At 48.5% G+C, this 22,406-nt stretch carries 17 protein-coding genes; 5 read left to right on the forward strand and 12 right to left on the reverse strand.

The features are described 5' to 3' along the window. The first annotated feature begins 216 nt into the window (after positions 1-216). Positions 217-2,217, forward strand: a complete 2,001-nt coding sequence (locus ACQSGY_RS22720) for a methyl-accepting chemotaxis protein (protein WP_427180910.1) — start codon at positions 217-219, stop codon at positions 2,215-2,217. A 196-nt stretch (positions 2,218-2,413) separates the two neighbouring features. Here the strand turns inward: ACQSGY_RS22720 and ACQSGY_RS22725 are convergent, their stop codons facing one another. Further along, positions 2,414-3,670 (reverse strand): DUF2087 domain-containing protein, encoded by a 1,257-nt coding sequence (locus tag ACQSGY_RS22725; RefSeq protein WP_427180970.1) that lies wholly within the window; start codon positions 3,668-3,670, stop codon positions 2,414-2,416. 619 nt (positions 3,671-4,289) lie between these two features. On the opposite strand from ACQSGY_RS22725, the gene ACQSGY_RS22730 reads away from it, so the two are divergent. Continuing rightward, entirely contained in the window at positions 4,290-5,036 is a 747-nt protein-coding gene (locus ACQSGY_RS22730) for a phosphodiester glycosidase family protein (RefSeq protein WP_427180911.1), read from the forward strand. Between the two features lie 122 nt (positions 5,037-5,158). On the opposite strand, the gene ACQSGY_RS22735 is transcribed toward ACQSGY_RS22730, so the two are convergent. Further along, positions 5,159-5,620, reverse strand: coding sequence for a hypothetical protein (locus ACQSGY_RS22735; RefSeq protein WP_427180914.1), 462 nt, complete (start codon positions 5,618-5,620; stop codon positions 5,159-5,161). A gap of 410 nt (positions 5,621-6,030) precedes the next feature. Next, positions 6,031-8,034 (reverse strand): methyl-accepting chemotaxis protein, encoded by a 2,004-nt coding sequence (locus ACQSGY_RS22740; RefSeq protein ID WP_427180916.1) that lies wholly within the window; start codon positions 8,032-8,034, stop codon positions 6,031-6,033. Between the two features lie 252 nt (positions 8,035-8,286). Here ACQSGY_RS22740 and ACQSGY_RS22745 point away from each other — a divergent pair, with 252 nt between their 5' ends. After that, positions 8,287-9,684 (forward strand): serine hydrolase, encoded by a 1,398-nt coding sequence (locus ACQSGY_RS22745; protein ID WP_427180917.1) that lies wholly within the window; start codon positions 8,287-8,289, stop codon positions 9,682-9,684. A gap of 797 nt (positions 9,685-10,481) precedes the next feature. Here the strand turns inward: ACQSGY_RS22745 and nagZ are convergent. The 8 genes from nagZ to ACQSGY_RS22785 all read right to left on the reverse strand — a co-directional run bounded on the left by nagZ (position 10,482) and on the right by ACQSGY_RS22785 (position 19,041). Next, on the reverse strand, positions 10,482-12,368 hold the full coding sequence (gene nagZ / locus ACQSGY_RS22750; protein WP_427180919.1) for a beta-N-acetylhexosaminidase: 1,887 nt from the start codon (positions 12,366-12,368) through the stop codon (positions 10,482-10,484). A gap of 159 nt (positions 12,369-12,527) precedes the next feature. Then, a complete protein-coding gene (locus ACQSGY_RS22755; RefSeq protein WP_427180921.1) occupies positions 12,528-13,697 on the reverse strand; it encodes an exo-beta-N-acetylmuramidase NamZ family protein in 1,170 nt (389 codons plus the stop codon). Beyond that, positions 13,694-14,407 carry a hypothetical protein gene (locus tag ACQSGY_RS22760; RefSeq protein ID WP_111272988.1) on the reverse strand — a complete coding sequence of 238 codons (714 nt, stop codon included), beginning with the start codon at positions 14,405-14,407 and terminating at the stop codon, positions 13,694-13,696. Before ACQSGY_RS22760 ends, ACQSGY_RS22755 begins: the two co-directional genes overlap by 4 nt. After that, positions 14,391-15,524, reverse strand: coding sequence for an ABC transporter ATP-binding protein (locus ACQSGY_RS22765; protein WP_427180923.1), 1,134 nt, complete (start codon positions 15,522-15,524; stop codon positions 14,391-14,393). The genes ACQSGY_RS22760 and ACQSGY_RS22765 overlap by 17 nt, the downstream gene beginning before the upstream one ends. Before the next feature lie 68 nt (positions 15,525-15,592). Further along, entirely contained in the window at positions 15,593-15,808 is a 216-nt protein-coding gene (locus ACQSGY_RS22770; protein ID WP_427180925.1) for a hypothetical protein, read from the reverse strand. A gap of 14 nt (positions 15,809-15,822) precedes the next feature. Continuing rightward, positions 15,823-16,656, reverse strand: a complete 834-nt coding sequence (locus ACQSGY_RS22775) for a carbohydrate ABC transporter permease (RefSeq protein ID WP_427180926.1) — start codon at positions 16,654-16,656, stop codon at positions 15,823-15,825. Positions 16,657-16,724: 68 nt separating this feature from the next. Then, the gene (locus ACQSGY_RS22780) at positions 16,725-17,645 is read right to left on the reverse strand and encodes a carbohydrate ABC transporter permease (protein ID WP_427180928.1); all 921 of its coding nucleotides are present in this window, start codon (positions 17,643-17,645) and stop codon (positions 16,725-16,727) included. Positions 17,646-17,688: 43 nt separating this feature from the next. Continuing rightward, positions 17,689-19,041: an ABC transporter substrate-binding protein gene (locus ACQSGY_RS22785; RefSeq protein WP_427180930.1), complete on the reverse strand. Its 1,353-nt coding sequence runs from the start codon at positions 19,039-19,041 to the stop codon at positions 17,689-17,691. A 308-nt stretch (positions 19,042-19,349) separates the two neighbouring features. Here ACQSGY_RS22785 and ACQSGY_RS22790 point away from each other — a divergent pair, with 308 nt between their 5' ends. Both ACQSGY_RS22790 and murQ read left to right on the forward strand, forming a co-directional pair. Next, positions 19,350-20,357: an N-acetylglucosamine kinase gene (locus tag ACQSGY_RS22790; protein WP_427180932.1), complete on the forward strand. Its 1,008-nt coding sequence runs from the start codon at positions 19,350-19,352 to the stop codon at positions 20,355-20,357. A gap of 22 nt (positions 20,358-20,379) precedes the next feature. Further along, entirely contained in the window at positions 20,380-21,285 is a 906-nt protein-coding gene (gene murQ / locus ACQSGY_RS22795; protein ID WP_427180933.1) for an N-acetylmuramic acid 6-phosphate etherase, read from the forward strand. A gap of 193 nt (positions 21,286-21,478) precedes the next feature. Here the strand turns inward: murQ and ACQSGY_RS22800 are convergent, their stop codons facing one another. Next, entirely contained in the window at positions 21,479-22,318 is an 840-nt protein-coding gene (locus tag ACQSGY_RS22800; protein WP_427180972.1) for a MurR/RpiR family transcriptional regulator, read from the reverse strand. Positions 22,319-22,406 lie beyond the last annotated feature (88 nt).

The raw sequence follows: 22,406 nt of genomic DNA on the forward strand, positions 1-22,406 counted from the left end.
GTTTATGTCCAGATGAAGTTAACGCATTTTGATTCAATTTCGGGGCAACTCCTCTCTAATTTCAATCAAGACCAGCCGATATATAACGATACATACCGTTCAAATTCAAAGATTCCTGATTAGGAATACAGAATCTTAGGATTCAGAATCGTATCGCATTAACTTAGAAATATACCACATATTATGTAAGTTTGGGAGAGACAGGGGAGAATGGGTATGAAGAAAATGAAGCAGTCAAAAGGAAAGCGAACGATGCAGATGAGAGAGAAGCTGATGCTGTCTTTTGCCATCGTGCTGCTGATCCCGACCATCAGTTTGGGTATTATTTCATTCCAGACAGCGGATGCCAAGGTTGAGGAAAAAATGTTTGAAAATGCGAGCAGTAGCGTTAGTGTACTCAACCAGACTATTGACCAGATTATTGGTGCCACTCGTAAAAATGTCGATTTTCTGGCAAGTCAGCTTGATGCGGGCAATATCGGCCCTGTTCAGGGGGATGAAACCAAGACGATACGTACTTTACTTGATGCATACAAAGATACCCACTCTGATGTGGAGCTTGCCTCTGTCGGCACGGATAAAGGCGTGTACATCAATTCCCCGGTGACTGCTGTGAACAAACCAGGATATGATCCGCGCGAACGTCCCTGGTATCAGGCTGCTACACAGAACAAAGATAACCCCACTGTAATCACACCTTACATCTCTAGCAATACGGGTAACGTTGTCGCGTCGGTTGCCCAGACGACCAAAGATGGTCACGGTGTCGTTTCGGTCAGTCTATCCCTTGAAGCTCTTTCCAAGACGGTTAATTCAACGAAGATCGGGAAAAGAGGATACATCTACATTATTGATAATGCGAATAAAATCATCGTACATCCGACTGAAAAGCCGGGTACAGAGGGCACGATGGAGCCGTACAAACAAATTTTTGAACAGAAAAACGGCGAGCTTCAATACACACAGAACGGCAAAAACGAGCATGCCTTCTTTGCCACGAATGAAACAACAGGCTGGACCGTTGTCGGCGTTATTGATAATGACGAAGTGACAGAAACCGTTCGTCCTATTCTGTACACTACACTTGTCGTTATCGCTGTGGCTATTGTGATCAGCTCCATCATTATTTTCTGGATTGTACAGTCCATTACCCGTCCGCTCAGCCGGCTTGTGAATGCCTCGAATGAAATCAGTGACGGTAATCTGACCATCGAAGTAGCCGTCCAAGGACAGGATGAGTTCGGTAAACTCAGCAACAGCTTTAACAAAATGAGTCAATCTCTACGGGCAGTTATTCAGGATGTGCGCCACACCGCAGACGAACTGAGCACCTCTTCCGCACAGCTCGCCATCAATTCATCCGAGACAACCAAAGCTACAGAGCAGGTGGCCCTGATCACAGAGCAGTCCGCAGCTGGAATTGAGAAACAAGCCAGCAGCCTGAAGCATACCGCCCAGCAGATGAACGAGCTTGCCGGAGGGGTTGGCCAAGTTACGAACAGTACACAGCAAGTATCCGAGGCCGCTTTGCAGGCCAGCGAACTCGCACAGCAAGGTAATGCAACGATCAAAACGGTTGTGTCCGAGATGGACTCCATCCAGCATTTTGTTCAGGGCGTCGCCGAAACAGCAACACGACTGGATCAGCACTCCAGTTCAATCGGTGAGATGGTATCGGTTATTACCGATATCGCAGCCCAGACCAACCTGCTCGCACTTAATGCTTCAATTGAAGCAGCCCGTGCAGGCGAGCATGGACGCGGCTTCGCCGTTGTTGCTAGCGAGGTCCGCAAGCTGGCGGAGCAATCCAGTCTATCCGGTCAGAAAATTGTCGGCATGGTCGCGTCCATCCAGCAGGAAATTTCCAGAGCCAACGAAAATGTACAGCTGGGGTTAAAGGATGTTGATAGCGGCATACAGGCAGTGCAATTTGCCGATGAAGCTTTTGTTCGCATCAGTGAAGCAGTTGGAACGGTTAACCAGCAGCTGGAGAACATCGCGGCAGCTTCAGAACAGATGTCTGCCAGCACAGCAGAAGTAGTACATTCCATTGATCAGATTCATAACATATCGGAAACCAATGCAGACGGGACGGAAAATATTTCGGCCGCCACGGAGGAGCAAGTAGCCTCCATGCAGGAAATATCCTCCTCTGCCGATTCACTTGCCCATCTGGCTCACAAGCTTCAGAAGCTGGTTGAACAGTTCAAGCTCTAGCTAACGTCCAACACATATGGACACACCCCTGCAGGGCATATCAATACAAAGCCCCTTTGCCGTAGCGTCGGCAAAGGGGCTTTTATATTGGGGGAGCTCCGTTAGGGAAGTTTCGTATCTTCGTATAAACGTTTCTCCAGGTAACATTCTTCATCAAACGTTTCTTCAGCCTGAATGCCAACCCTTCCTTTATGCTCTATTCAGCGGAGGGTTTGGGATCACCATGATAGCCGCGTTCTCCATAGGGTTCAAGCTTCTCCAACCAGCTATTCAGACATTTAGCGAGCGCATCCTTCGGATCGGCGAAGGGGTTATCATCTTTTTTCAACACCTCCAGCACCTCAATAACGAAAGCACTCTCGCCATATTCATTCCATTCTGCCTGCAAACGACGGTTCAGATGGCTTCCCATCTGAAGCATAAACCGCTGCCCATTCACCGTTTTCAGATTAAGGGTGCTGTCGATATACACCTTACCATTTCGTTCATTTCGGATCTGATACACTCCTGCTTCTGTTTTGACCTCTTTGGCCTGCTCCTGTAGCTCCTTGCGCCGATTCATATCCTTCTCTCCTTTACCTGCTTTCATTTCCGAGTCATGCCGTTTCGCCTGCTGCTCGGTATTCCTGGCCTCTGCTTCTTCCGCTCGTGTCGCTGGTCTCTGGCCTTCGCCTTGCTGCTCCGCAGCACTGCCCAGCCAATACTGACTGCCATCCGGCTCCCGCTCCAGCAGTCCGTAATCCACCATATACCTTCGAATCTCTACAACATCATCATGAACTTGCTGCAAAAGTGCATTGACCTGCTTTTCCGTATAGGTGCGCCGTGGTTCGAATCGCTTGGCTATTTCCATGAGCACGATATACTTATGCTTCTGCTTCATCTGAAACGTCGTTAAAGGACCTTTTGTGCCCTCCGGGAAATAACTCTGCAGCACCTTTTCCCGTTCTGCTTCTGATATATCAAATGTCTGCTGATCGATCATATGCCCTTGTTTCATGACAGGGGATACCCATGCTGCCGGTGCATGAAGATCCTTATTTTTGAGCAGCTCCATCAACGCCAGCAAAATCTTGGCCTGTCTCTCCTTCTCCTTCAGAACAAACCGATGATTCCGAATCGTAGATGCACTCCCGATGCCCAGTGCCTGCTGCACCTCTGCATCTTTTTTCCCTTCATAAAACTGAGCCAGCAGGCCCCGCTGTACATCGGACAGTCCTGTTACGCTCTTATCCAGCGCCAGCAAATATTCGAATACCGACCCGTGAGCCTTTTCAATATGAACACGCATATACCGCTCTGCTTCATACAGCACACCCTCTTCGGGATAAATAATTCCAGCCTCCGTCTCGTACCCGCAACAAACACATGTATAGACCTCAGCTTTCTCCACATATCCACGTTTGATTTCTTCTAACGAAGCTGTCTGCAATCTGGAATCGGATGCTTTCATCATTCGCTCCTCATTCTCCAACACATTTTTGTTTGTTTATTTATAGACATATTAATATTTTGTTTATCTATTGTCAAACTTAAATTGGCTTAGTGGCTAGAACAAGCACGCATATCTCTCGACAAAGAAAAAGACTGCAGGTTCGAGGTACGAATCCCGGCAGCCTTTAGATGCATGGGGCTGTCTCAAAAATCCTTAAAACGAACATCTATAAAAAAGTGAACACCGATACACCCAAACGGGACAAAGCAGAGCTTCACCCTGCTTTGTCCCGTTTGATTTTTTCCACCATTTACGCTTTTTTGAACAGATTGTGGGCAAGCCATCGGACCTCTAGGCATTTTGGGTTCTATAAGGAACGATTTCTTTTTATTGAACAATTTTGGAGGTTTGGGCTAGCCCTGCAGTATTTATGACTCAATTTCGCAGTGTCAAGCATTTGCCAAATTGACCCTTCATGGAATTGGTATGTATTCACAATCACTTGTATTTTCATCTCACAAATTTTAAAAAAACTAGCCATATGGTTGTTAAACCATTTCGAAAATTACCTATACATATGAGAGAGAAAGAAGCGGCCGCTAATTTTGATCTAAAAAAATAAATGGAGGTTTTTTCTATGACAGTAGCTCAACATATTCAATATTCACACAATGGAAAAGTAGTTCATGCTATCAAAGCTGACCTGGGTGCAATTGTTCTTCGTAATATTGGAAATACGGCAGTTGTAAATCAACCTAAGTTCGGAGTAAACGGAACATTTTTCAATCTTCAAAATGGTCAATTGACAGGTATTGCCATGCAGGGTGGCCTCGCTGTTCATACAAACGGAAGTGTAAACCAAGGCCCATGTGGGATTGCAACTAAGAGAGGTACAATGTACTGTTACAACGGAGGGAATGCAGTTACCACTGGCGTAGTTACAAATTATTCAGATACTAGCCTCAGCAATATCAAATGGGCTATTGGCGGATATAGTCTTTTTCCTAATGTAACTTATACTCAATCAGCGTTCTACACTGCAATTAACGGTATAGGTAATGCAAGTACATGTGATGCTGCGAAAGCAAACTCACAGAATGCTTATAGATTTGATCCAAGTATCAATCGCCCACGTACTGCGATTGGTTGGGATGGCTCTAAAATCTGGTTGGCTGTGTTCCAATCAGAAAATGCTTATCAAGTGCGGCAATTTATGATTAATCGAGGTTGTAATGTTGCAATTATGCTTGACGGCGGAGACTCTTCCCAAATGAAATATGCCGTTGTACGTAATGGCAACCCTTCTCCAATGTCGTATGATCCAAGTAATGAACAACGTGGTGTATTCACTATGGTTGCAGTAGAAGCAACTGATTGGGTTTAAACGATTGGAATGGGGCTTCAATCCCTATCCTCTCCCCTACCTAATATTCAACACAGCCTAAAATATATAAATAAAAACAACAACGTAGCCTCCTTCTTAAGGGAAACTACGTTGTTTTCATTTCAATCCGTACCAGATATAATCCATTTGTCTCCCGATTTTTCGAATATAAATAACGCTATTGATGGTTCTTCTCCATTATCGTATTGGATTGTAGTCCTTACTGTCCCTACATCATCAGACATAAAACTAATGTCTTCAAGTTCTAGACTCTTAATTTTCTTAGAGTTTAGTGTTTTAACGTTGTTCTGATTGAATAGTTTTAAGTACTCTTCTTCGTTACCTTCGTTCCTATACTTCGTTGCTAAATTCACTACTTTTATCATCTCCAACTCGTCACCCTTATGTCCTGCTTCATCAATATAAACATCTTTAACTTGATCCTTTTCTCCCGTTTCTGTAGTTCCCTCACTCGTTGATTGAGCAGGTTCTGATTTTGCTGGTGTTTTTTCAGATCCACACCCTGACATCAAAAGTATGCTTAGCACCATGCTGCTAACGAGTAACATATTTTTAATTCTCATCACTCCCCCCCCTATCTGAAGTTAACTTCATTACAATAGACGCATTTAAAACCAATAAGTTACATTTATTTTCTTAAGTTTCCCAAATCAAGATCGTACGTTCCAATTGCATTTTAAATGTTTGTTAATATTACAAATACACACCCTGATTTTCAACAAATTAAGTAAGTTTCTCAAACTCATTTCGAGGAGGTACTATTCATTATAAATTAACTCCTTCTACTAGTTACGAACCCATCAGTAAAATTCGAAAAAATTATTCCTCCTGGAATTAATAGCCCTTATGGATAGTTTTTCATGGCATTATAAAGAGTGAAAGGACTGTCTCTAGTCATTGCTATGACTTTTGGGACAGTCCTTTTTATTATTTTACACAACTACGATGCCATTCTGTCTCAAGGGAACAGCTGCTACAGCTTGAACCGATCGATTACGCTTTGCAGATCCTCTGCCATACGTGACAAAGCCGCTGACGATGCCGCAACCTCTTCCATCGTAGCAAGCTGCTCCTGAGCTGCTGCCGAGCCATCCTCGGTTCCCCCAGCGATCCGGTTCGACAGAACCATCGTATCGTGTACAGCTTTGTTCACATGCCCCATGCCTTGATCGATCTGACGAGAAGCCGCTGCCGCCGCTTCGGCCTGTACCGCTACCATCTGCACCGCGTCACGAATTGTTCGGAAAGCCTCTCCTGCATCCTCAATCATCTGCGAGCTCTTCACCATGCCTTCTCCTGTACGCTCAAAAGCGGCTTGAACAGCATCTGTTTTCTCATACATCTCCCGCATAAGCTCATTAATCCGCTCTGCGGAAGCACCCGAACTGTTCGCCAGCAATTTCACCTCGTTTGCCACCACGGCGAAGCCGCGTCCATGCTCCCCGGCTCTCGAAGCTTCAATAGAGGCGTTCAGCGCCAGAATGTTTGTCTGTTTCGCAATTGCCGTAATCTCGGCCACAATCTCAAGTATTTCATCATTTTTCGCCCGCAGATCGCGGATGACAGCCTCCATCGCTTTGCTCTCACCGTTAACCTGCTCCATATGAGAGATGGCCTCCTGTACAGTTACCATGCCCGTTTCCGATTTTGTGGAGGTCTCTGCCGCTATGCGCTCGGTTTGTTCTGATTTTGCTGCGATCTCCTTAACTCCCAGGGACATCTCGCCAACCAGCTGCTCGGTGGCAGCGAGACTTTCATTCTGCATTGTCGTTCCTGCGGCTGCATCCTGCATCAACTCGGCTACCTGCTCGGTAGCTTTGGAGGTCTGCTCCGAGCTTGCCATCAGCTCTTCCGAGGATGCCGCCAGCTGACTTGAGGTATCATGCACCTCGCCAAGCACATTGCGCAGGGAGGTTGTCATTTTATCAAAACTCTCGCCAAGCTGCCCAAATTCATCCTTGCGCCGCAAACCTATCCGCACTGTCAAATCACCCGCACTGACCTGAGCTGCAGCATGTGTTATCTGCTGTAACGGACGGTGAATGCTGCGGATAATGAAGATAAGCAGTATGAGGCCCACAATAACCGCCGATCCCACCAAGGTAATTGTACGGATCAAGATGGGCTGCACTGCCTCTGCTGCTTCAGAGGGAATCATCTCGCCAACAATTTTCCACCCCGTTTCAGGATTGGTGTAAAATACAGCCTCCATCGCTTGACCGTCATATGTATATTTAACGGTTCCCCGATCCTTGGTATACATCTCGTTAATGTAGCTTTGATCAGACTGCGTGCCAGATTCAATGTTGTAATGGAACAAAAATTTTCCGCCATTATCGAGCATATACAGCTTCCCGGCTTTGCCGATATGAATCTTGTCAACCGTCTCCTTCAGATAATTCAGACTTACATTAGCGCCAAATACACCTTTTCCATCTGCCAGCTTGGCTGCCGCCGTCACTACCCATTCCCCTGTCGTTACAGACTGGAAGGTATCAGAAATAACTGGTTCAGATTGTGACATCGCCATTTTGTACCATGTGCGTTCACGAGGATCATAAATTTGACTTCCGGGATCGGGAGATTTCATCCAGCTCCCATCCTCTGCTCCGGCTGTAAGCACACCGAGTTCTTTATGGTTCTCCGACATTCGGTCCATCTGCGCTTGAAGTGCAGGTGATTTATTAATAACGTCCTCCGAAGTAATGCCTGATGCGATCTGCATCGCATTATCCTTCTGCATACTTAACATCTGATCGATTTGAAGACTCAGCATTTCTGTCTTGGCCTGTGCAGATCGAACAATCTCCATCTTGACCTGATCTGCAGCCTTCATATATGCCAGCCAGCCCACGCTTAGACTGGGCACAATTAGGAACAACAGCAATACGGCGATCAGTCGTTTCTTTACTGTTAATGTGAACCATGTTCGAAGCTTTTTCTTCTTCGCGAATTGTGTTTTAAACCTATTCTTCATTTCTACTAATCCTCCATGTTTATGTTCAACTCTCTTTATCGGAAAGTACATCTCGAAACATTATGTATCAAAAATAAATATTCACATTTTTAATCATTTGCTCTTCTTTATAAAAACACCTCGTTTTGACCCCCTTGTAGAGATCGTTTACAATGCACATATGCTGGTTTTACATGAAACACTTGGAAGGGGAGGATTTACATTTTACGCAAGTTACACACACAGCAATCGGTATCCGGCATTTATTCATCTATGATTCGTGTATTATTCGCACTTATTCTATGCACTGCTCCGGTGCTCGGACAGACTGGAGGTACGGCATCCGCAGAACAGAGTACACAAGCCGTGCACATTGAAGTGAATGGCGAACAGCAATTTTGGAGAAATGCACCTCTTATCATTCAGGGTACAACGTTCGTTCCTTTACGGGATGTCGTTCAATCGGTCAATGGCACTCTGAAGTGGGATTCACATACTCAAACAGCGACAATAATGGTCGGAAGGGACAAGCTTGTGCTTCAGACCGGCAGCACTTCCATTCACGTAAATCAGGTTTCCCTTACGGCTCCAGTCAGTTCGCGTAACGTTAACGGTACGTTGATGGTCCCGGTACGTGCTATGGCAAACGCGCTCAAGGCGGATATCAAGGTCCAGCGGACTGCATCCGGTCAGATGAACGTTAATATCGTGACGGATCAAGTAAGCCGGCTCGAGCCAGACATTGTCAGCGTGGACACGTATCTGCGCGAGATCAACTATCCAGGGATGGCTCTGATTGCACGAAACGGGGAAATACTGCTCAAACAGGGCTACGGGCTTGCTGACGCACAAACGCTGAATCGACCGGATCAGAAAACCCGTATTGCCTCTTTGAGTAAATCATTCACTGCGGCTTCCATCCTGAGCTTGGCTGAAGCAGGAAAACTGGATGTACAGGATCCAATCTCCACCTATATTTCAGGCATACCTAAGGGAGATCAGATCACATTGCATATGTTGCTATCGCAGACTTCAGGGCTGCCGTCTGCATTTGGCCGTGGTGAGGATGTTACGCTTGAGGAGACCGTGGAGGAAATTCGTCACAAAACGTTGAAGTTCGAACCTGGCAGCGCGTATTTATACAGCAACAGTGGATACGTTTTACTAGCGTACGTTGTGGAACAGGTATCTGGCATGAGCTATGCCGATTATGTGCAGCAGACTATTTTCAACCCGCTTGGCATGAACAATTCGGGTGAAGCTTCCCGCAAGGTGCATACGAACAGCGGTTTTGTTCAGCAGGATAATGTCTGGGTTACCGCGCCCTATTATGTATCCCAGTCGGGATCGGGAACCATTTATTCCACTGTAGATGATCTGCTCCAATGGGATCGCGCACTGTATACTAACGAGATCCTGAGTCAGGATACAATCGAAACGATGTACCAGCCCTATTCCGATAAAAATTACGGCTACGCCTGGATTCTGAAGGAAAACGGCCCCAAACGCACCGTCTTCCACAATGGAAGCGGCGGCGGTTTCTCCACAGCATTTTCACGGAACCTGTCTGACGATATCACCATCATTCTGCTTGGCAATCATGCGGGCATGGATATGACCTCCCTTCTGGACGAAGTAGAGGTGCGTACCGCCAAAGCTTTGAATTTGTAATGATCTAATATCGGACGTTCCGATTGATGGTGTCCATGCCCGCTTAGCTTGTAGTACCCGGGGCTTGTGGTGTTCAGGGCTTGTGGTGCTCGTGACTTGTATTGCTCGTGACTTGCCGAATACTCGATAGCACATGTGGCTGATCATCCTTGTCATGAAAAATCTGCGTTACATGAAGGATTTGGCTCATCTTCTCAATACGGATTGGACTGGAGCTTAATTATGCTCCCCATGTTGATTGTAGCTGATCATCCTTGTCATGAAGCAGGGCACTGCGTGCTGGGAGCTGGCACGCAGTGCGAAATTGGGAGAAAGGTCAGTCACTTTAACGCCTACAACTCACACTTTTTTGCTCTAACGAATCCAGGTGAGCTTATTTGAGCAATATTGCCCCTTCAGAAACTGTAACGATTCCCAGCAACCTTATTTCGCTAAAAACACAAGATTAACGCCCATTTTCACTTCGATCACCCGAAATAAGCTTTCCTCGAATCGTTAGAAAATAAAAGTGTGTGATTTGGCCCGAATAGCGTTCCTAGGAATCGTTAGAATTGAAGTATGCATGTGTAACCGTTGCAAGTATACATCAACGCAAAGGGACGAGGCATAATGAGCCTCGTCCCTTTGTTACTTTTTTTTCCAGATGTATACATGAGGCACAATCGAGATCATGGAGAGTATACTTGCTGGTTCGTTGTCATTCCTGATGCATCGTTACCATCGTTACCATCGTTACCACAAAAATCATGCGAGTGGAGCTTCACCCATTAGCCCAGATGGTACAAGAAGCTTTTATACTATATAAGCGACACGGGAAGTTTCCCCTCAAAAGGAATCTGCCCCATCATCGCTTTGGCTGCACTGCTCATGGCAAGCGGGCGGCTTTCGTACGCTGCGATATACGTCTGCACATCAGGGAGCTTCTGCAGATCGTACGGACTGCGGAGCGCTACCACAGCCAGTGGTTTGCCAAGCTGGCCAATCCAACCGATCAATCGACATTGCGGGTCCCCGGAAGGACTGCCTGCATTATACGTGCCAACCACAATCTGCTTGATATCCTCCGCTTCTGCGGCCTGAAGCAGCCGAGCCGAGGAGATCGCAATTTCATCCGCTGCCACTATCAGGTCCACCACATCCAGACCTTGAGCAGACAGCGCCGCTCCAAGGGTTGCCGCTTCATCCAGCTGTTCGTCGGCAATACTTGTCACCTCTGCCGCTACAGTGATCACCAGTGTACGCTCTTTTTGCAGCGGCAGCATATGCTGTGTGTCCCTGACACGCGTGATACTCTTTTCACTAATTCGCCGGGCTACCTCATGATGCAGTGGGTCATTACGCCGTAACGATGCATGAGATGATGCTACAGCACTCTGAGGCTTCATAGCGGATGTTAGCTCCATATCGGTCACTTGCTTCACTTGCTCCATATCGGTTAATTGCTCCATATCAGATAATGGCTCGTCATCGATCTTTGCGTCCATTGCATTCATCGACTGAATAAAAGGCTTTTCGCCCGGAGCAGTCGTTGACGTCATATCGTACTCCGCGTCCATCCGATACTGCTCTTCCGGTTCCTGCTTCCCGCTCACATTGTTAATCTTAGCAATGGATGCCTCTATCGCTGTGCTACTTTCCATTTCCAGAAGCCCGCGCTTCGCTTTATATGTCAGCAGTCGTTTCACCGACTCATTGATTCTGCGCTCACTGATCCGCCCGCTGCTCACTGCATTCTCCAAAGCGGCAAAGGCCTCCATCTGCAGCTGTGCCGTATGACTGATCAGCACCATATCTGCGCCCGCTTCAACCGCCAGCACCGCGGCATCGACTGTGCCATAGTGAACCGCAATCGCGTTCATCTCCATACAATCGGTCACAATCATACCTTCATAACCAAGCTCCTTCCGCAGCAGCCCGGTTAGTACCGAATGGGACAACGTAACGGGCAAACGCTCTGGCTCCAGTGCCGGAAAATAAATATGAGCAGACATCATTGCATCTACACCTTCGACGATTGCTGCACGAAACGGTTCAAGCTCCACCCGATTAACCCGCGCCTTGTCATGAGTAATGACGGGAAGATCAAGATGGGAGTCTGTATCCGTATCACCATGTCCCGGAAAATGCTTCGCTGTAGCAGCTATGCCCGCATTCTGAAAGCCCGCAATTGTCGCTGCACCGAATTCCGCAACAGCTTCCGGCGACTCTCCGAAGGAACGCACACCGATGACCGGGTTGTTCGCGTTATTATTCACATCAAGCACAGGTGCAAAATTCATGTTGATGCCCATGGATTTCAGTTCCATTCCACTGATACGCGCCGCCTCATAGGCATCCTGCATTGATCCGGCAGCAGCAATCGCCATTTGTCCAGGCATCAATGCGATGCCCTGTGTAATCCTGGCCACCATGCCGCCCTCCTGATCAATGGCTACCCACAGCGGCACATTGCCACTGGCCTGTGCAATATCTTGAAGCCCGCTTGATAGCCGCTCGACCTGCTCAGGTGAAACGACATTCCTTGCAAAATAAACAACGCCCCCGATCGGATAACCCCGAAGCAGCTTTGCTACCTCTCCCTCCGGCTCTGTTCCGTGAAATCCGCATAACAGCATCTGTCCAATCTTGTCACGCAGGCTCATCTGCCCAAGTCTCTGCTTCACCGTATCTTTCAAGCTGCGCATACATGCCCTCCTCCCATGAACATCAACATCAATCCTTCACCCCAAGCGGGTTATACCTTTCCTATCTATCTGTCCATCTACACGATCTGCTCCACCTGTATATACTCTCCTGTGCTTCCCTATCCCCTTCTTTACTGATCCATACCTACCCCTGCCCCTCTAATCGTATATCAAAAAAGGCCTCCGGCGTTCCCGCCATATCTGCTCCTGCTCGCACCATACTTGCATCAAACGGAATAAGCGGTCAGGGTCACCAATGACCTCCCGAACCTCCGCACTCCCGGTAAGCAAATCAATAAAATATCTGGAGCCCTTACGCGGGGGTTCAAGCCATTCAAATTGCTCAGCATAACCCGCTGCTATCTCGTGTAAAAGCAGCAGACCCGTCTCGACTGAACGGAATTGCTTCTCATCCGTAACAAATATCCGCACACCCCCGCACAGCTCTCCTTCATGCTTGGAGAAAGCCGGAGTCATATACATCGGGTGAAAATGAACGCCCTGCAATCCATGGGACTGCATCGCTTCTGCCAGCTGCTCACCGTTGATCCACGGAGCACCAATCCATTCAAAGGGCCTTGTCGTACCCCGGCCTTCCGATACGTTGGTGCCTTCGAACAGACATGTTCCGGCATACGCACGCACAGTATCTACCGTGGGCATATTAGGCGAAGGCATCATCCAGGGCAGACCCGTTTCGGCAAAAGTCATCCTGCGCCGCCACCCCTCCATAGCCAGAACCTGTAACGAGCATGGCTCAGGATGCTCGGCATTGACAAGCAAAGCCAGTTCACCAATCGTCATGCCGGTACGTATGGAAGTTGTCCATGCACCTACGAAGGATTCGTATCCCGGCTTCAGTACACCGCCTTCCACTTCTACTCCACCGAGCGGATTGGGGCGATCCAGTACGAGCAACTGTTTCCCCGCCTCGCCACACGCCTCCATCATCCGAAATAACGTTGAGGCATACGTGTAATACCGCACACCCACATCCTGGATATCAAATAAAACCGTATCTACATCTGCGAGCATAAAGGGCAGCGGCTTTTTGTGTGTACCGTACAGGCTATAGACCGGAATACCATAACGCGGGTGCTCTGAATCTGCAAAAGGTATACCTGCCTGCAGCTCTCCGGTCAGCCCATGCTCACATGCATACAAGGCCGTCAGTCTGGCATCCGCAAGTCCTGCGCATACATCCACCGTAGAGATAAAATCTGCCGTGATGCCTGTCGGATTGGTCACCAGGCCGATTCGGGCACCACCGGATAACCAGGGATGCGCACCTCCCCCAGCCAGCACATCTACACCTGTTTTTACCCTCATGAAACATGACCTTCATTTAACCAGCCTGCTTGCTGATGATCGTTACCTCTGGAGGAAACGGGCTCCTCCTCCGGCTCAATCAGATTGAGGGTTACCTTATGCTGATAGATGGCAAACATGCCGGCAAATAATGCTCCGAACCCCACAACCGTCAGCATAAGCAGTGCCGTAAGGCAAGCTGCCTGGAAACAGGCTGCAATTGTATACCCCGGATAACGGAAGAACAGCTTCACACTTTCTCCCATAGCCTGAAGCGTGCCCATCCCTTTTTGCAGAACAAGCTGCCAGGTATAGAACTGTGAGATCAACGCCAGAATGACAAAGAACGTCTGGAACATGCCTACGGCTATGCCCGCCATGCTGCCTTGCCCGCCATAGTACCACCAGGTTGACCAGAGGATGAAACCAAGCAGTGCAAACAGAAGACCCGTCACACCACCAGGCAGCAGCCCCTTGAGCGTGCCTTCCCACATATCGCGCAGTCCGTTCCGGCGCTCTTTCCGCTCCAGCCGATGATGCACCGCATAACAGACACCAAACAGGAGCGGCATGTAGATGACAGCCAGCAGCAGCACAGCCACCGGGATTGGAGCAAACATAAGAATGGGAACAAGCAGCACGGAGCTGCCCACGCTGTACAATGCCACCGGAATAATATCGCGATAGATCTCCACCCCTGATTTGACCAGCACTTCACTCAGTTTGCGCATGGGTATCCTCCTCTCGTCCAATCGCCATCTCGGTCTCCGGGTCAAAAAAGTGGGCTTTGCGCATATCCAGCACAAACGTTTTGTCCATGCCCACGTAAGCGTGGGTCTCCGGATGAACCTTCGCTGTTACCGTCCGGCTTCCCAGATGGAAGTAAATCAGGTTCTCTGACCCAAGATGCTCCACGACCTGCACTCGTGCCTGAAGCATATGGTCCTGCGGAATATTGGGTGCTACATCATCGCCAAAAATATGTTCAGGACGCAGTCCGAGAATAACCCGTTTGCCCTGATATGCGCTTAACCGCTGCAAGACTTCCTCTGACAGCGTGAAGGATGCACCCTCCACCTTGACTTGTGTGCCTTCAATATGTGCATCAATAAAGTTCATGGCGGGCGAGCCGATGAATCCGGCTACAAACATATTACGCGGGCTGGCATACAGCTCCTTTGGTGATGCAACCTGCTGGATGTCTCCATGATTCATCACCACAATCCGCTCCCCAAGCGTCATCGCTTCGACCTGGTCATGTGTAACATACACAATCGTTGCGCCCAGCCTCTTATGCAGCTCGCCCAGCTCTACCCGCATCTGTACACGCAGCTTGGCATCCAGGTTCGAGAGCGGCTCATCGAACAGAAATACCTGCGGATCACGAACAATGGCCCGGCCTACAGCGACACGCTGGCGCTGCCCCCCGGACAATTCACGCGGCTTGCGTTCCAGCATAGCCTCCAGCCCCAGAATCGATGCCGCATTTCTTACCTGCTCATCAATATACGACTTCGGTTTCTTCAGATTTTTCAGTCCAAAGGACAGATTTTCCCGAATGGTCATATGCGGATACAACGCATAATCCTGAAAGACCATGGCGATATCCCGATCCTTGGGATGCAGATCATTCACAATGCGATCCCCGATGACGATATCACCACTGGTTTGCTTTTCAAGCCCTGCGATCATGCGCAGTGAGGTCGTTTTACCGCAGCCCGAAGGACCGACAAACACAACAAATTCCTTGTCCTCTATAACGAAGTCCGAACCGGCGACTGCCGTGAACGTTCCTTTATGGTCGTCTTTGAACTCTTTGCGCACTTGGCGAAACTCCACGCGTGCCATAGGTTGATCCCCCTTTTACATTGTCAATGTCCCTGAACAGCCTGCGCTATAAAGTTAAACTAAAGATTTTACACCATCCACTCCGATGACAGAACAACCTTCCAATCGCTGTTATCCCCAGATTTTTTGGATTCCCCTTTCCAAAGGGAAAAATCCGGTGATAAAGGCGACCGCTCCGCTTTTTCAGGTTTTTTCTGTCCTCTCCGTTCACGTGTAAATGAATAGTTCAACGGATATAGCTGTACGTCTAATGTACGATCGGCAGGCATTTTTCCACGTTCCACATTCGCATATCCAATTACCCCTTTACCGCACCAATCGTAATTCCTTGCAGGAAGTAACGCTGAAGTGAGAAAAACAGAATAATCATTGGCAACGCGCCAATCGTTGCTCCTGCCATCATCGCACCGAAGTCGGTGGATTCGGCAAAGACAAACGAGGCCAGACCAACCTGCACCGTACGCATCTCATTCGAATTAGTAATCAGGAAAGGCCAGAAAAATTCGTTCCACGAGGCGACAAAAGTGAAAATCGCCAGCACCGCAATGCCTGGCTTAGCCATCGGCAGAATCACCTTCCAGAAGATACCGAACTCACTGCACGCATCGATTCGGGCCGCGTGAATGAGCGAAGTCGGCAAGGTGGACATGAACTGCTTCATCAGAAAGATATTGCCTACACTGACCGCTGCCGGCAAAATAATCGCAATATACGTGTCGCCAAGGTCAAATACGTTGACCATCAGAATGTATAACGGAATCAGCGTGACCTGTGCAGGAATCATCATCGTACCCAGCAGCACCCAGAATACGGCCTGACTGCCCGGAAATTTCAATTTGGCGAATGCATATCCTGCCAGCGAAGCAAAGAATACATTGGTCACTGTCAAAATAACCGAGACCAGCAGCGAGTTATAGAGCCAGCGCCATGCATCTGTTTTGGCAAAAAAACGTTCATATGGCGACATGGAGAGCTGCTCTGGAATCATCTGTGGTTTAAACGAAGCCGACATCGTTGTATCCTGCACGGACCCGACCAGCATCCAGTACATCGGAATAATGGTGATCAGTGCCCAAATGGCCAGCAGAACGGATGCGATCACGAGCAGCATCGTTTTTCGTGTTGATTTCATACGTTGAATTCACCCCCGGATGCCTAATGAAAGCCATATTTAACAGGTAATACTTTTTCACTTCATCTTTAATACTCGATATCACTGGAGAAATACTTGAATTGAATGACGGAGATGACAATAATAATGACCGCCAGCACAAAGGATTGCGCCGAAGCCAGTCCGAATTCATAGAACTTGAAGGCCGTTTCATAGATCAGATACGCAATGGTTGTCGTTGCAAAGTTTGGTCCGCCCTGGGTCATCAGATATACGGAGATAAATACCTGGAAGGACGTAATCACCCCAGTTACAAGCAAATAGAGTGTAGTTGGCTTCAGGAGGGGCCACGTAATTTTACTGAACTGTGTCCATCCGCTCGCATGGTCGATATCCGCGGCCTCATACAGCGACTTCGGTATGCCTCCCATCGCAGCCAGATACAGAATAATGCCCGCACCGTGCGATCCAAGCCAGTTCATCAGAATGAGTGAAAAGAGGGCTGTACCCGACTGACCAAGCCAGATCACCGGATCAAGTCCGAAGAAACCGAGGAAACGGTTAAGCAAACCCGAATCCGTAGGATCAAAGATCGCAAGCCACACGATCGAGATGGTTACACCCGACGCTACCGCGGGCAGATACAAGGTGGCTTTAAAGAACGTTTGCCATTTGCTTTTCATCTGGAAGATGAAATACGAAAGCACAAATGTAATCAGGATGTTGACGGGTACCGTTCCAACGGTGAAAATGACTGTATTTTTGATCGACTTCCAGAAGGTTTCGTCCTTCACCAGACGTTCGTAATTATCGAGTCCCACCCAGGTGGAATTCATAATGTTGTATTTCTGAAAGCTCATGACCAGTGCCGTCAATACGGGATACAGTGTAAAAATGAGAAACAGCAGGACAGGCGCCAAAATAAACAAATACGCCCACCCGTAATCTCGCCAGAACCGGACAACCCGGGAATGCCGGGGTGCAGGCTCCGGCGCAAGGGCGGTCTGCATGGCGAATCCTCCTCTCCGAATCAATGTGTCACTGCGAAGTTAATTATTGCCCAAACATTTGCTGACCTTTGCTTTTGAAGTCCTCCGCAATCTGCTCCGGTGTCTTCTCACCTGAGAACAGTGCCTGAATGTTAGGTTTCACCACTTGCTCCTTGAACTGCTTCTGCTGTGAAGCCTTGTCGATGTCCAGCTTGAGCACCACCGGCATGGCAATGTGCTTTGCCATCTCTTTGGCTGCATCCAGATTGAACTGCTGCCCCAGCTCCTTGCCTTTGAACAGATCAGCTTGAGATTGTCTTACAAAAGGAAGTGCCAGCTCGTTAGCCGAGTTACCCGCTTTGGCTCCGCTCAGCGCCTCCATGACGAGAAACGTATTTTTGGCATGCTGCTCGCCCTTATCCTTCTTCTGCTTGAAGGCTACATAACCTTCGCCGCCCATCGTGGTTGCCGCAGGCTGATTGTCATTGTGCGGCACAGGCAGCAGTACAAAATCAATCTTTTCTCCCTGCACCTTGCCTGCATCAATATCTTTGTTGCGGTTCTGAATCATGACATCGTAATAAGGAATGGCCTTCGAAATGATTGCCGTTTCACCTGCGTAGAACATGTCTGTACGTTTGGCTGGTGCAAGAGCCGCCGTTTCCTTCGGCATGTAACCCTGATCCATCAGGTTTTTGATAAAAGCGAGCGTGTCCAGAATGCGTCCATCATTCCACTGAAACTTTCCGCTATCATCCAGAACATCAATCATGCCATTGTTACGGGATAACATTTCGATAAAATCCAGGGACGTACCGTCTGTCACCAGCGCATACTGTTTACTTCCGTTATCCAGTGTTTTGGTCAGCTTGGCAGCCGCTTCGTTAAACTCTGACCAGGTCCAGCCGTTTTTCTGAATCGCCTGCCAGTCGATGCCCGCTTCCTCCAGAATGCGTTTATTACCGCCCCAGGCCCATTGGAACTGATAGAGAGGCAGACCGTACTGTTTGCCTTGAATCTGTCCAAGCTCCAGCGTGCCAGGCATGTAGTCATCCTTGATCTCAGGGGTCAGATAACTGTCCAGCTCCAGTGCCAGCCCTGTATTCACGTAGGTACCGTCCACACTATGGAAGTAGAGATCGGGTGGATTACCCGCGTTCAAAGCGACATCGAATTTTTTGGGGCCTTCAGCCCAGGAGAGCATTTCCGTTTTCACAGTAATATTGGGGTGTTCCTTGTTGAAGTCGGCGATCAAGTCCTTCAGATCATCCTCGTATGTTCCATGAACCGGGTATGTCCACACCGTTACTGTGTCATTGGCATCAGGATCATTCGTTGCCGCCCCGCCTTTGTTACCGCAAGCTGTGATCCAAACCATCATTAACACCATTGCCAAAACAAGACCCTTCCTCTTCATACCCTTCATCTCCTTTGCGTGTCGTCTTCTTTCCATGCCGCTCATAACGATTCCTCAAAAATAACTCTCTCTAATGATTCAGTTAAGCACGAAACCCGTGACCTGCACCCCCTCGAAGATCGACCTGTTCGCTCGTCAAAGTCTAATCTTGTTAAATGCAACGTTGACGTCAATTTAAATGACATCAATCGTATTGAATCCTTCCAAATTTGTTGATTGAATTCATTATATGAGCTGTGAAATAAAAATTCAATAATAATTTTTATAATAAAATTTAATTTTACTTTTTCACATTCAACCTCTATACTATGAAAAAAAACAAAAAAAGTCCTAACGAGGTGAGCACGTTGCGAGTATACGCAGGAATTGATGGAGGCGGTACCAAAACTGATGCAGCAATCATTTCTGAACATGGGGACCTTCTGGCATCGGCCAGCGGCAGGGCAACGAACCCGCACAGTGTGCCGCCTCAGGAAGCCATGGCCGAGCTGCTTCGTATCCTGGATCTTCTATTTTCATCCCGTATGGAGCTTTTGTCGCATTGTGAATCTATATGTCTTGGGATGTCAGGTATCGCCGAGGATCAGGAGCGACAATGGATCACTGCTCACGTTCATGACTATATGATGAAGAAGAAAAAGGCGGCTGGCAGCACCACTGCTTGTGTAGTCTGGGTGGTTACAGAGGGAGAGATTGCACTGATGGCTGCTCTTGGTCAACCGCATGGTCTACTCGCCATATCTGGCACGGGCTCCATCGTATACGGCATTACGCCGGAAGGTATGGTGCACAGAGCAGGCGGGTGGGGACATCTGCTCGGAGACGAAGGGAGCGGCTATCGAATCGGGCAGCGGACACTGCAAGCTGTCATGCAGAGCCATGATGGGATTCTTCCTCCAACGGCGCTGACCTCACTAATACAGCAGGAACTGCATGTGAAGCATGTGACCGACCTGAAACAGCTCGTCTATCAACCTGGATGGACCAAATCCAGCACAGCATCTATGGCTCGTCTAGCGATAGAAGCCGCCTCTGCGGGGGACGAGGCTGCTCGTACTCTTCTTATGGATGAGGCTCGCCAGCTGGCCAATACAGCCCTAGCGCTCATCCGGCAATGTGTTTCTTTCTACACTGCTCCTATGGCACTCTCCGGATCGATATTCCGCTATTCATCCCTGTTTCGAGATACGTTTGTACAACAGCTTAATGACATATACGATTCACAGCAGGTGGTCTGCCTGGAAGATGCCCCTGCTCCGGCAGTAGGTGCAGCACAATTGGCAAGACAGAAATTTCGCTTGGCTGAATCAGGTTAAACAAGATAAGGAGGGCTTACGGATGAATCATACGCTTAACTCATTAGTGACGGAACAGCCTAACCCGCAGACAGATCATATTGATCAGCTGCCTTCAGTAGAGATTATGGAATTGATCAATCGGGAGGATCGCCAGATTGGCGAGCTGATTCAGCCGCTGATTCCAGTCATTGCTCAAGCAGCGGATCAGATTGTAGCCCGTTTTCAGAACGGGGGAAGATTGTTCTATGTAGGTGCAGGCACAAGCGGCAGACTGGGTATACTGGATGCCTCAGAATGCCCGCCTACCTATGGCACTCCGCCTTCCATGGTGCAGGGCATTATTGCCGGTGGATTTCGGGCGGTCAAAGATCCGGTCGAAGGTGCGGAAGACAGTGAGGAAGCCGGGGGAACCGATCTGGCGGAACACGGACTGAGCGCAAATGATATTGTTGTCGGCATTGCTGCGAGTGGGCGTACTCCCTATGTACTCGGAGCCATGAGATACGCCCGTCAGATCGGTGCGGGGGTAATTGGAATAAGCAATAATACAGATACTCCCATGAGCACACTGGCAGATGTAAGCATTGAAGCCGTCATGGGGCCGGAAGTGGTAATGGGTTCTACCCGTATGAAAGCCGGGACCGCCCAGAAAATGATTCTGAACATGCTGACAACAACAGCGATGATCCGTCTGGGCAAGGTATATCGCAATTTCATGGTTGATCTGAATCCGTCCAATGAAAAGCTGGTACACCGCGCCAAACGCATGATTCAGCTCGCAACTGGCGCGAAGGAAAATGACATTGAACAGGCCTTCGCTGCCGCAAACGGGCATGTCAAAACAGCCATCGTGATGCTGATGGCTGATGTCGATGCAGCTGAGGCCGCACGTCGGCTGGAGCATGCGGATGGTTTTGTACGCCATGCCATCACAGGCTCAGGCTGATGGTTTAGTGCATACAGGCGTGCTTTCCTTACGCCGACAAGCTGTTACAGGATGAGAGAAGTCATGCCAACAGGCAAGGCTTCTCTTATTTTATTTTTCACCGTAAACCTGCGCTCCCCATCAAAAAAATCCCTGATGCTTATCTCTGCAAGGGATTCTCATGTTTACTATTTTCATATAACGAGCGTATCGTTCATTTGTGCTCAAGAATAGCCTGTCTGCTTTTCTCCAAATATTGCACCGACTGATTATAATCCCGGCTCGCGATAGCCAGGTACAGAATGTCGATGACGTTCAGCTGGGCAATACGTGAAGAGGTAGCTCCGCTGCGAATATCACTTTCTGTGGACGTAATCATCAGAGGAACATCGGCAAGACTGCTAAGCGTGTTATTGCCCCATTTGGTAATGCTGATTGTTGCTGCGCCGCCTTCACGAGCATGCTTCAGGCAGGAGATTACATTGGAGGTCTCACCTGAATACGAGATACATACCACTGCATCGTCCTCCCGCAGCGTCGTTGCAGATGAGATCTGCATATGTGGATCGGCGAACGAAAAGCTCGTACGGTTAATCCGCATGAACTTGTAATGTGCATCCAGCGCAATCAGATTGGACGCCCCAATGCCGTAGAAAAAAATTCTTTTGGCGTCATGCAGCAGATTTACTGCCTGCTCCACAAGCCTTGGATCCAGAATATGAACCGTGTCCTTGACCGACTGAATATTGTTCGAAGACACATGCTGGATAATACTCTCCATGGAGTCCTGAGGGCGAATCTCCGTATATTGATATTGCTCGGTTGTCTGTAAATCGCCCGCGATCTTGAGCTTCAGCTCCTGAAAACCCGCTACACCGAGTGATTTGCACAGACGGATGATCGCTGCCGGACTGCCCCCGCTTCGTTCAGACAGCTGTGCAACAGAGGACTGCACCGTCTCTTGGGGGTGTTCAAGGATGTAAGCCCCAATCTTTCGTTCCGACGGAGTCAGATCATCCAGTAATGCGCGTAAACGTACAAGTCCACCTTTCATGCCTTCCATCCGCTCCTCCTTTCCGTACTGTATCTTTGTACATGCATTTTATCCTATATTAATGGCTGCGTCTAATCTGAAATCAAGT

This window comes from Paenibacillus sp. TC-CSREp1, assembly GCF_050171015.1.
GTDB lineage: Bacteria > Bacillota > Bacilli > Paenibacillales > Paenibacillaceae > Paenibacillus > Paenibacillus silvae.

Bases quoted from the DNA above. Each gene is read 5' to 3' on its own strand.
- ACQSGY_RS22775 (WP_427180926.1), bottom strand. From the start codon at position 16,656: ATGAAATCAACACGAAAAACGATGCTGCTCGTGATCGCATCCGTTCTG.
- ACQSGY_RS22760 (WP_111272988.1), bottom strand. From the start codon at position 14,407: ATGCGCAAACTGAGTGAAGTGCTGGTCAAATCAGGGGTGGAGATCTAT.
- ACQSGY_RS22745 (WP_427180917.1), top strand. From the start codon at position 8,287: ATGATTCGTGTATTATTCGCACTTATTCTATGCACTGCTCCGGTGCTC.
- ACQSGY_RS22740 (WP_427180916.1), bottom strand. From the start codon at position 8,034: ATGAAGAATAGGTTTAAAACACAATTCGCGAAGAAGAAAAAGCTTCGA.
- ACQSGY_RS22720 (WP_427180910.1), top strand. From the start codon at position 217: ATGAAGAAAATGAAGCAGTCAAAAGGAAAGCGAACGATGCAGATGAGA.
- ACQSGY_RS22800 (WP_427180972.1), bottom strand. From the start codon at position 22,318: ATGAAAGGTGGACTTGTACGTTTACGCGCATTACTGGATGATCTGACT.
- ACQSGY_RS22735 (WP_427180914.1), bottom strand. From the start codon at position 5,620: ATGAGAATTAAAAATATGTTACTCGTTAGCAGCATGGTGCTAAGCATA.
- ACQSGY_RS22785 (WP_427180930.1), bottom strand. From the start codon at position 19,041: ATGAAGAGGAAGGGTCTTGTTTTGGCAATGGTGTTAATGATGGTTTGG.
- nagZ (WP_427180919.1), bottom strand. From the start codon at position 12,368: ATGCGCAGCTTGAAAGATACGGTGAAGCAGAGACTTGGGCAGATGAGC.
- ACQSGY_RS22790 (WP_427180932.1), top strand. From the start codon at position 19,350: ATGAAAAAAAACAAAAAAAGTCCTAACGAGGTGAGCACGTTGCGAGTA.
- ACQSGY_RS22730 (WP_427180911.1), top strand. From the start codon at position 4,290: ATGACAGTAGCTCAACATATTCAATATTCACACAATGGAAAAGTAGTT.
- ACQSGY_RS22725 (WP_427180970.1), bottom strand. From the start codon at position 3,670: ATGAAAGCATCCGATTCCAGATTGCAGACAGCTTCGTTAGAAGAAATC.
- ACQSGY_RS22765 (WP_427180923.1), bottom strand. From the start codon at position 15,524: ATGGCACGCGTGGAGTTTCGCCAAGTGCGCAAAGAGTTCAAAGACGAC.
- murQ (WP_427180933.1), top strand. From the start codon at position 20,380: ATGAATCATACGCTTAACTCATTAGTGACGGAACAGCCTAACCCGCAG.
- ACQSGY_RS22780 (WP_427180928.1), bottom strand. From the start codon at position 17,645: ATGCAGACCGCCCTTGCGCCGGAGCCTGCACCCCGGCATTCCCGGGTT.
- ACQSGY_RS22755 (WP_427180921.1), bottom strand. From the start codon at position 13,697: ATGAGGGTAAAAACAGGTGTAGATGTGCTGGCTGGGGGAGGTGCGCAT.